The organism is Dactylosporangium sp. NPDC000555 (assembly GCF_040300025.1).
Taxonomy (GTDB): domain Bacteria; phylum Actinomycetota; class Actinomycetes; order Mycobacteriales; family Micromonosporaceae; genus Dactylosporangium.
Genome location: NZ_JBEPDB010000152.1, coordinates 1 through 9,457, shown reverse-complemented (window position 1 = coordinate 9,457; position 9,457 = coordinate 1). Strand labels below are relative to the sequence as shown.

Sequence of the window (9,457 nt, the reverse complement as noted above, 5' to 3'; positions counted from 1 at the left end):
CTGCCGGCGTGAGGCCAGCCGCAGCGCGGGCGAAGCGGTGCGGGCGTCCAGTTCCGCGTCGAGCCGCGCCAAGGCGTCACCCAGCGGTGCCGCCGTGGCCGCCGCGAGCCGGGTGGCCGCGGCGAAGGCCGCCGTCACCGGGCCGGCGGTGCTCAGCCGGCCGCGCAGGAATGCTTCCAGCTCGCCGATGCCGGTGACCCGTCCCGCGGCCACCGCAGCCTCCAGTCCGCTGGAGTGGGCGTGGCCGCCGGAGGGGAACCGGCCGTCGGCGAGCAGGAGCAGCGTCGTGGTGTCCATGCGGCTAGAACAGGAAGTACCGCTGGGCCATGGGCAGCTCGGTGACCGGATCGGGATCCACCACCGCACCGTCGATGCGGACGGTGAACGTGTCGGGCTCGACCTCGATGTGTGGCATGGCGTTGTTGTGCGGAAGGTCGGCCTTGCCGCGGGAGCGCACGTCGGCGACCGGGACGAGCCGGCGTTTGACGTCCAGTTCCAGCCCTGCCTCCAGTGCCGCCGGGGCCACGAACGCGACGCTGGTCGCCGCCGGCACGACGCCGTAGGCGCCGAACATCGGCCGCGGCAGGATCGGTTGCGGGGTGGGGATGGAGGCGTTGGCGTCGCCCATCTGCGCCCACGCGATCATGCCGCCCTTGACGACCAGGTGTGGGCGTACGCCGAAGAACGCCGGATCCCACAGCACCAGGTCGGCGAGCTTGCCGGTCTCCACGGAGCCGATCTCGGTCTCCAGCCCGTTGGCCATCGCCGCGCAGATGGTGTATTTGGCCACGTAACGGCGGGCGCGGTGGTTGTCGGCCGCGCCGTCGCCCGGCAACGCGCCGACCCGAGCCTTCATCACGTGGGCGGTCTGCCAGGTACGCATCACCACCTCGCCGACGCGGCCCATCGCCTGCGCGTCCGAACCGATGATCGAGATGGCGCCGAGGTCGTGCAGCAGGTCCTCGGCGGCCATCGTCGAGGGCCGGATACGGCTTTCGGCGAATGCCAAATCCTCCGGGATGGACGGGGACAGGTGGTGGCACACCATGAGCATGTCCAGGTGCTCGGCGAGGGTGTTTTGGGTGTACGGCCGGGTCGGGTTGGTCGAGGACGGCAGCACGTTGGGGTGGCCGGCGATCGTGATGATGTCCGGCGCGTGGCCGCCACCAGCGCCCTCGGTGTGGTAGGCATGGATGGCCCGCCCATTGATCGCTTGCAGGGTGTCCTGGACGAACCCGGCCTCGTTGAGCGTGTCGGTGTGGATGGACACCTGCACGCCGGAGGCGTCGGCGACGCGCAGGCACGCGTCGATGGCCGCCGGGGTGGTGCCCCAGTCCTCGTGCAGCTTGAACCCGCCCGCTCCGGCGCGCAGCTGCTCCCACATCGCCTCCTCGGAGACGGTGTTGCCTTTGCCCAGCAGGAGTACGTTGACCGGCCACACGTCGAGTGCCTCGTGCATGCGGGCCAGGTGCCAGGCGTTGGAGGTGACGGTGGTGGCCTTGCTGCTCTCGGCCGGACCGACCCCGCCGCCGACGAGGGTGGTGACACCGCTGGCGAGGGCCTCGGTGACGATCTGCGGGCAGATGAAGTGCACGTGGGTGTCGACCGCGCCGGCGGTGAGGATCTTGCCGTTGCCGGCCACGACCTCGGTGGACGGGCCGATCACCAGATCGGGGTGGATGCCGTGCATGGTGTCGGGGTTGCCGGCCTTGCCGATCGCCACGATGCGGCCGTCGCGGATGCCGACGTCGGCTTTGACGATGCCCCAGTGGTCCAGGATCACCGCGCCGGTGATGACGGTGTCGGGGGTGCCTTCGGCGCGAGTGGCCCGAGACTGGCCCATCGACTCGCGGATCACCTTGCCGCCACCGAAGACGGCCTCGTCGCCGCCGGCGCAATGGTCGGCCTCGACCTGGATGAGCAGGTTGGTGTCGGCGAGCCGGATGCGGTCGCCGGTGGTCGGGCCGTAGAGGGCAGCGTATCGCCGCCGGTCCAACAACGTCACAGTGTTGCCTTCCGTTCGCGCGTCACCGCGCCATGTCTGCCGTTACGCCCGTGGGACGCGCTCCGCCGGCCGGACGCGGTCACAGGGCACCGCCGCATTCGCCTCGCAGGCCCGGCACGATCCGCGCCCCGGCCAGCGGCACCAGGTCGACCTGCCGGGTCACGCCGGGTTCGAAGCGCACCGCGGTCCCCGCCGGGACGGCGAGCCGCTGCCCCCACGCCGCGACACGGTCGAAGTCCAGGCCCGGGTTGGCCTCGGCGAAGTGGTAGTGCGAGCCGACCTGCACGGGGCGATCGGCGGTGTTGGTCACCATCAGCGTGGTCACCGGCCGCCCGGCGTTGATCTCAACCGGCCCGTCGGCCGGGAGGATCTCACCGGGAGTCATCCGATCGGGTGGTGCACCGTCACCAGCTTCGTGCCGTCCGGAAACGTCGCCTCCACCTGCACCTCCTTCAGCATCTCGGGGACACCGTCGAGCACGTCGTCACGGTTCAGCACGTGCCGCCCGGCCTCCATGAGCTCGACCACGGTGCGGCCGTCGCGGGCGCCTTCCAGCAGGAACGTGGTGATGATGGCGATCGCCTCGGGGTGGTTGAGCCGCAGGCCACGCTCGCGCCGGCGGCGGGCCACGTCGGCGGCGACGTGGATGAGCAGGCGCTCCTGCTCGTGCGGGGTCAAGAACACAACGTCCTCCGGGTCATACGGAAAGGGCCCGCCGGACCGCGGTCCGGGCGTCGTCGCCGCCCTGACCGGATGAGGTGACCCGGCCGGCCTCCAGCACGTAGTACCGCTGCGCCGCTGTGAGCGCGAAACCAACGTGCTGCTCGACGAGCAGGACCGACATGCCGCCGCGGCCGGCCACGGCCAGGATCGTCTGTTCGATCTCCGCCACGACGGTGGGTTGGATGCCTTCGGTCGGTTCGTCCAGCAGCAGCACGCTCGGCTTGGTGATCAACGCTCGGGCGATGGCCAGTTGCTGGCGCTGCCCGCCGGACAGCAGACCGGCCCGCCGCCCGAGCAGACCTACCAGTGCGGGAAACAGGTCCAGCGCCTCGGCGATCGCCTCCTTGCCGCCGGGGCGGCCGTCCGCGACCAGTTGGAGGTTCTCGGCGGTGGTCAGGTGCGGGAAGCACTGCTGTCCCTGCGGCACATACGCCATGCCGCGGGCGACTCGCTGGTGCGGGGCCAGACCGGTGATGTCCTCCCCGTCCAGGCGTATCGTCCCGTGCCGGGGCTTGAGCAGCCCGATGGCGGCCCGCAGCAGGGTGCTCTTACCGGCACCGTTGTGGCCCAGCACCGCGGCCACCCCATCGACCGGTACGCCGGCGGACACCCCGTGCAGAACGATGCTGCGGCCGTAGCCGACGTGGACGTTGTCGAACTGCAGCATCACGCCTCCCGCCCTGCCGTCGCGGGGCTCGTGTCGTCGGCCGCGGTGTGTCCCAGGTAGACCTCCTGCACCTTCGGGTCGGCCTGCACCTGGGCCACGGTGCCCTCGGAGAGCACCCTGCCGACGTGCATGACCGTGACCGTGCGGGCATAGCGGCGCAGGAAGTCCATGTCGTGCTCGATCACCACGACCGTGCGGTCCCGGGCGACCACGCCCAGCAGTTCGCCGGTGGCGTCCCGCTCGTCCTGGCTCATCCCGGCGACCGGCTCGTCGAGCAGCAGCAACTGGACGTCCTGGACCAGCAGCATGCCGATCTCCAGCCACTGTTTCTGCCCGTGCGCGAGGGTGCCGGCGAGGCGGTCGCGCTGCGCGGTGAGCCCGATCGTCTCCAGCACCTCGGCGACCTCGGGCGGTATGCCGCGGCGGCGGCGCAGCATGGTGAGCGGGCCGCGGCCGGCACCGGCGGCGATATCCAGGTTCTGCAACACGGTCAGCTCCTCGAACACCGTCGCGGTCTGGAAGGTTCGCCCGACACCGAGCCGGGCGATGCGGTGCACCGGCCGGCCGAGCAGTTCCTGCTCGCCGAAACGCACCGACCCGGTTGCCTTGACCAGGCCGGTGACGGCGTCGATCAACGTGGTCTTGCCGGCGCCGTTGGGTCCGATGAGGAAGCGGATGTCACCGGGGCGTACGTCGAGGCTGACACCGTCGACGGCGGCGAAGCCGTCGAAGACCACCCGCAGGTCACGGATACGCAGTCCGGCGAGGGCTTCACTGCTCATGCTGTCGCCTCCCCGGTGGTGGCGCGGGCGGGAGGGTCCGCGGGGGCACGGCGCCGGCCGCGCACCATCCTGACCAGCGACGCCAGCCCACCCGGCAGAAACGCGACGGCCAGCACGAACAGCAGCCCCTGCAGGTACGTCCAGGCCGCCGGGAACTGCTCAGACAGGGCGGTCTTGGCCCACGTCACGGCGACCGCGCCGAGCGCCGGGCCGAGCAGCGTCGCCCGGCCACCGACCGCGACGCCGATGACGAACTCGATCGACGGCACGATGCCGATCAGCGCCGGGTTGATGATGCCAACCGCCGGCACGAACAGAGCCCCGGCCAGGCCCGCCATACCCGCGGCCGTGACATAGGCGACGAGCTTGACGTTGGCCGGGTCGTAGCCGAGGAAGCGGACGCGCTCCTCAGCGTCGCGCACCGCGACCAGCAGTTCGCCGTAGCGGCTGCGAATCAGCTGCCGGGCCAGCGCGAGCAGCAGTAGCAGGACGCCGGCGATGATGAAGTACACCATCCGCTGGTTGACCGGGTCGTCCAGGGCGTAGCCGAAGAAGCCCTGGAAGTCGGTGAGCCCGTTTGTACCGCCGGTGGTGCCCTGCTGCCCGATGAGGAAGATCGCCATCGCGGCCGCCAGGGCCTGGGACAGGATCGCGAAGTAGGCGCCGCGCACCCGGCGGCGGAAGACCAGCGAGCCGAGCAGGAACGCCACCGCCATCGGCAACAGCATGGTGGCGGGGATGGCCAGGTACGGGCTGGCGAACGGGCGCCACCACCACGGCAGCTCGTCCAGTTGCCCGTACAGGTCCATGAAGTCCGGCATGTTTCCCGGACCCGCGTCGGCGAGCTTGAGATGCATCGCCATCGCGTAGCCACCCAGCCCGAAGAACACGCCCTGGCCGAGGGTGAGCAGCCCGCCGCGCCCCCAGGCCAGGCCGATGCCGATCGCGACCATCGCCAGGCACAGGTACTTGGCCAGCAGGCTGAGCCGGAAGTCGGACAATGCGACGGGCGCGACGGCGAACAGCAGCACCGCGCCGACGGCGAACCCGGCGCCCGCCCGCGCGGGTGTACCCGGTGCGAACAGGCGGGTCTTCAGGCCGGTCAAGTCAGGCTCCGGGTACGTTGGGTGAACAGCCCCTGGGGCCGCCACTGCAGGAACGCCACGATGGCGATGAAGACCCCGACCTTCGCCACGCTCACCGTGGTCGCATACTCGACCATCGACTGCAGCACGCCGAGCACGAAGGCGACGATCACGCTCCCCTTGAGCTGTGCGATGCCGCCGACCACCACGACGAGGAACGCGTCGATGATGATGTTGGTGCCCATGGTCGGGCCGATCGGGCCGAGCAGGGTGAGCGCCACCCCGGCGACGCCGGCGAGGCCGGAGCCGATGAAGAAGGTGAGCCGGTCGACCCGGCCGGTCGGGATGCCGGAGACCGCGGCGAGGTCGCGGTTCTGCACCACCGCGCGGATCCGCCGGCCCAGCGGGGTGAAGCGCTGCACCAGCGCCAGCACCACCACGGCAACGAGCGCCAGTGCGAGGATGAACAGCCGGTTGTTCGCCAGCACCAGGTCACCGGCGATCTTGACGTTGTCGGTGAGCAGGTCCGGGGCGCGGGTCTGCACGTTCGGGGCGCCGAAGATGTCCCGGGCGGCCTGCTGCAGGATCAGCGAGACGCCCCAGGTGACCAGCAATGTGTCCAGCGGGCGCGCGTAGAGCCGGCGGATGAGCAGGATCTCCAGCACGACACCCATCGCCCCCGCGATGAGGAAGGCGAGGGGCAGCGCCACGAGCAGCGAGATGCCGGCGTCGGTGATGATCTGCTGGAGCACGTACACGGTGTATGCGCCGGCCATGATGAACTCACCGTGGGCCATGTTGATGACGTTCATCTGGCCGAACGTGAGGGCCAGGCCGAGCGCGATGAGCAGCAGCACCGCGCCGATGCTGACGCCGGTGAACAGTTGACTGACGATGACCATGGGAAAGGTCCATTCGGGAGCGGACGAGGGGCGTGCTGCCACGGGCAGGCGGCGCAGGATCGGGTTGTCCTGCGCCACCGTGCCGCGATGGGGGGCTTCCGGGTCGGGCGCGGCTGCGTTGTCAACGCCCAACCGGTGACGGTCTGTCAGGACAGGCCGGCCGCCCATGGGTAGCTCTTGAGGTACGGGTCCGGCTTGATCGGCTGCCCGGAGTTCCACACCTCGGTGATCAGCCCGTCGGACCCGACCTTGCCGATCCGGGCCGTCTTGTGAATGTGCTGGGTGGCGCCGTCGACGGTGACCTTGCCTTCCGGGGCGTCGAAGGCGATCCCGTCGGAGGCGGCCTTGACCTTCTCCACGTCGAAGGAGCCGGCCTTCTCGACCATGGCCTTCCACAGGTAGACCGACACGTACGCGGCCTCCATCGGGTCGGACGTCGGCTTGTCCGCCCCGTACTTCGCCTTGTACGCCTTGACGAACTTGTCGTTCGCCGCGCCCGCCGTGGTCTGGTAGTAGTTCCACGCGGTGAGCTGGCCGTCAAGGTACTGGGTGCCGATGCTCTTGACCTCTTCCTCGGCGATCGACACCGACACGACCGGCATCGACGCGGCGGTCAGGCCGGCCGACTTGTACTCCTTGAAGAAGGCCACGTTACTGTCGCCGTTGAGGGTGTTGAACACCGCCGACGCCTTGGACGCCTTGACCTTGTTGACGATCGTGCCGAACTCGGTGGAGCCGAGCGGCGCGTAATCCTCGCCGAGCACGGTCATCCCGTTCGCCGCGGCGTACGCCTTAATGATCTTGTTGGCGGTGCGCGGAAACACGTAGTCGCTGCCGACCAGGTAGATCGAGGTCTTGCCCTGCGACTTCAGGTAGTCCAGGCCGGGCACGATCTGCTGGTTGGTGGTGGCGCCGGTGTAGAAGATGTACGGCGACTGCTCGAGCCCCTCGTACTGCACCGGATAGAACAGCAGCGCCTTGTTCTTCTCGAAGACCGGCTTGACCGCCTTGCGGCTGGCCGAGGTCCAGCAGCCGAATACGGCGGCGACCTTGTCCTGCTTGATGAGCTTCTCGGCCTTCTCGGCGAAGGTGGGCCAATCCGAGGCGCCGTCCTCGCTGATCGGCTGGATCTTCTTGCCCAGCACGCCACCGGCGGCGTTGATCTCCTCGACGGCCAGCCGGAGGGAGTCACGTACGGTGACCTCACTGATGGCCATGGTGCCGGACAGCGAGTTGAGCAGGCCCACCTTGACGGTATCGCCCGAGGTGTCAGCGGCTGCGCCGCCGCTCGACGTGCTCTCGCCGGTCTTGCTGCCACATGCGGCGAGCGTCACCGCGGCGGCAAGAATCGCTGCACACGCCGCTACGCGGCGTCCGCGAAACCTGGACATGTAACCTCCTTGCTCCCCCACGGGAGCACGAATATCAGCATTCGGTGATGGTGCCCGCAACGTTGCGGAGCCGCGTTCCCGGAAAGCGGAGGACATAGCCGTAGGTGGACATTCGGCGGCCGTGGCTCGTGACCAAAGCGGCCGTACATGTCCGGGTACCGGTATGCGGTTATGGCTGGTCGGCGCGGTGCTAGTCGGTCGTTCTGGCGGCAGTCGCGAAGGGTTCGGAGGGTCGGCTCCGTCCTTCGCTCTTAGGTGCCGAACGCCGCCGGATGGGCATGGTCAGCGTCAACGAGAATGATTTCATCGACGTTTCATGACCCTTAACTCACCGTTTCTGCACGCTGCTTCGCGCGGCTCAAGGACGGCAAACTAAAATAGCCGACCAATAGGTCGGCATAATAGACACGCTAACGGGCACCCGCCGTTACGGAGGGGCGAACTCCCGGAGATACTTCACGCAGGAAGCATCTTGGACGTCGATCGCTCATGCTGTCAAGAGTCCGGTGGCGACCGTCTACAACTGGGCGACCACGTCGAACTCGAGCCCCCGCGCCTCGGCGAGGTAGATGCGCTGGCGCATGTGCCGGCGACGCATCCGCAGCAACCCGCGCGGCCCCTCGTAACACACCGCCTCCGCGCTGGCCCCGATGTCCCGCACATCGAGTGACCGGGCGCGTTCCATCAGGGCCGCCAGCAGCAGGACCCCCTCGTAGCAGGACTCACCCAAGCTGCCCAGCGGCGGGGCGTCGACCCCGAACCGCCGCGCATACTGCCCGTGGAAATCCAGGTTCTCCGCAGTCACCAGCGACGCGAAGAAACCCGCGGTGCTGTACAACCCGTGTGTCGCAGCCGCACCACTGCCCAGCAGCATGTTCTCGTCCATCAGCGTGCTCAATCGCACGCACGTCCGGTCCAACCCGTACCGCGCGAACGCCCGGTTGAACCGCACCGCGTCGTTGCCGACCAGCAGCATCAGTACCGCGTCGGCGTCAGCATGTTCGACGCGTCGCAGTACCTCGGCGAAGTCGCGCGTACCCAGCGGCACGTACGACTCGCCACAGATGCGCGCCGCACACCGCGCGGCGTACCGCCGAGCCGCCTCGGCGGTACGCCGCGGCCAGACGTAGTCGTTGCCGACGATGAACCAGCGCCGAAGCCTGCGCTCCCGCGCCAGCGTCCGCATCGCCGGGTACAACTGGACATCGGGAGTCTCGCTGGTCAGGAACACCCCGTCGGTGCGCTCACCGCCCTCGTACAACGCCGTGTACACGTACGGCACCCGGTCCGCGATACGCGGCGCCACCGCCTGGCGTACCGAGGAGATGTGCCACCCGGTGACCCCATGCACGACCCCCGCCGACACCAGCGCCTCCACCTCGGCGGCCACCCGCTGCGGCGCGGCACCACCGTCGACCGGCACCAGACGAAGCTCGCGCCCCAGCACACCCCCAGCCCGGTTGACCTCCTCGACGGCCAACTCGGCGCACAGCTCACAGCTCGGCCCGAAAATCCCGGCCGGCCCCTGCATCGGCACGACCAGCGCCACACCCAGCGTCTCGCCACTCGCGCCGAGCAACTCGGACAGTCCGCGCGGCAACGGATCCGGCAGTCCAGGTGACACCGGACCGGGCACCAGCCGGTCAGACCGAGGCATAGCGACATGCTTCCCCGTCCGCCGCATGATCTCCAGAGCGTTCCCGAGGATGCCGCCGATCTGTAGCTTGGCTATCCTCCCCGTCCTCAAGGGACGGGGATTCCCTGGGTCGCCCCAGGGGGTTCCTGCTTCACCGACGACCGCCCCGTGCGAGAGGACTCTCGTTGAGGTCTTACACCGCCTCCACAGGCAATCACGGAGAGCCCCTCCGCGAGGATGTTGCGGGCCGCGTTCACGTCACGGTC

At 69.3% G+C, this 9,457-nt stretch carries 10 protein-coding genes; all 10 read right to left on the bottom strand.

Annotated elements, in window-relative coordinates:
• The coding region (locus ABT297_RS41780) for an urease accessory UreF family protein (RefSeq protein ID WP_350559326.1) at positions 1–297 on the bottom strand (297 nt) is incomplete at its 3' end.
• A 4-nt stretch (positions 298–301) separates the two neighbouring features.
• On the bottom strand, positions 302–2,005 hold the full coding sequence (locus tag ABT297_RS41775) for an urease subunit alpha (protein ID WP_350559323.1): 1,704 nt from the start codon (positions 2,003–2,005) through the stop codon (positions 302–304).
• Between the two features lie 79 nt (positions 2,006–2,084).
• Positions 2,085–2,390, bottom strand: a complete 306-nt coding sequence (locus ABT297_RS41770) for an urease subunit beta (RefSeq protein WP_350559320.1) — start codon at positions 2,388–2,390, stop codon at positions 2,085–2,087.
• Positions 2,387–2,689, bottom strand: a complete 303-nt coding sequence (locus ABT297_RS41765) for an urease subunit gamma (RefSeq protein ID WP_350559317.1) — start codon at positions 2,687–2,689, stop codon at positions 2,387–2,389. Before ABT297_RS41765 ends, ABT297_RS41770 begins: the two co-directional genes overlap by 4 nt.
• Positions 2,690–2,702: 13 nt before the next feature.
• A complete protein-coding gene (gene urtE, locus ABT297_RS41760; protein WP_350559314.1) occupies positions 2,703–3,395 on the bottom strand; it encodes an urea ABC transporter ATP-binding subunit UrtE in 693 nt (230 codons plus the stop codon).
• The gene (gene urtD, locus ABT297_RS41755; protein ID WP_350559311.1) at positions 3,395–4,177 is read right to left on the bottom strand and encodes an urea ABC transporter ATP-binding protein UrtD; all 783 of its coding nucleotides are present in this window, start codon (positions 4,175–4,177) and stop codon (positions 3,395–3,397) included. The genes urtE and urtD overlap by 1 nt, the downstream gene beginning before the upstream one ends.
• Positions 4,174–5,283: an urea ABC transporter permease subunit UrtC gene (gene urtC, locus ABT297_RS41750; protein ID WP_350559308.1), complete on the bottom strand. Its 1,110-nt coding sequence runs from the start codon at positions 5,281–5,283 to the stop codon at positions 4,174–4,176. Before urtC ends, urtD begins: the two co-directional genes overlap by 4 nt.
• The gene (gene urtB / locus ABT297_RS41745; protein ID WP_350559305.1) at positions 5,280–6,296 is read right to left on the bottom strand and encodes an urea ABC transporter permease subunit UrtB; all 1,017 of its coding nucleotides are present in this window, start codon (positions 6,294–6,296) and stop codon (positions 5,280–5,282) included. Before urtB ends, urtC begins: the two co-directional genes overlap by 4 nt.
• Before the next feature lie 14 nt (positions 6,297–6,310).
• Positions 6,311–7,555 (bottom strand): urea ABC transporter substrate-binding protein, encoded by a 1,245-nt coding sequence (gene urtA, locus ABT297_RS41740; protein ID WP_350559302.1) that lies wholly within the window; start codon positions 7,553–7,555, stop codon positions 6,311–6,313.
• 517 nt (positions 7,556–8,072) lie between these two features.
• Entirely contained in the window at positions 8,073–9,212 is a 1,140-nt protein-coding gene (locus tag ABT297_RS41735) for a substrate-binding domain-containing protein (RefSeq protein WP_350559299.1), read from the bottom strand.
• Positions 9,213–9,457: the final 245 nt, after the last annotated feature.

What these genes read in the sequence shown, in the direction of transcription:
- urtA (WP_350559302.1), bottom strand. Translation starts at nt 7,555, where the DNA reads ATGTCCAGGTTTCGCGGACGCCGCGTAGCGGCGTGTGCAGCGATTCTT.
- ABT297_RS41770 (WP_350559320.1), bottom strand. Translation starts at nt 2,390, where the DNA reads ATGACTCCCGGTGAGATCCTCCCGGCCGACGGGCCGGTTGAGATCAAC.
- ABT297_RS41735 (WP_350559299.1), bottom strand. Translation starts at nt 9,212, where the DNA reads ATGCCTCGGTCTGACCGGCTGGTGCCCGGTCCGGTGTCACCTGGACTG.
- urtE (WP_350559314.1), bottom strand. Translation starts at nt 3,395, where the DNA reads ATGCTGCAGTTCGACAACGTCCACGTCGGCTACGGCCGCAGCATCGTT.
- urtD (WP_350559311.1), bottom strand. Translation starts at nt 4,177, where the DNA reads ATGAGCAGTGAAGCCCTCGCCGGACTGCGTATCCGTGACCTGCGGGTG.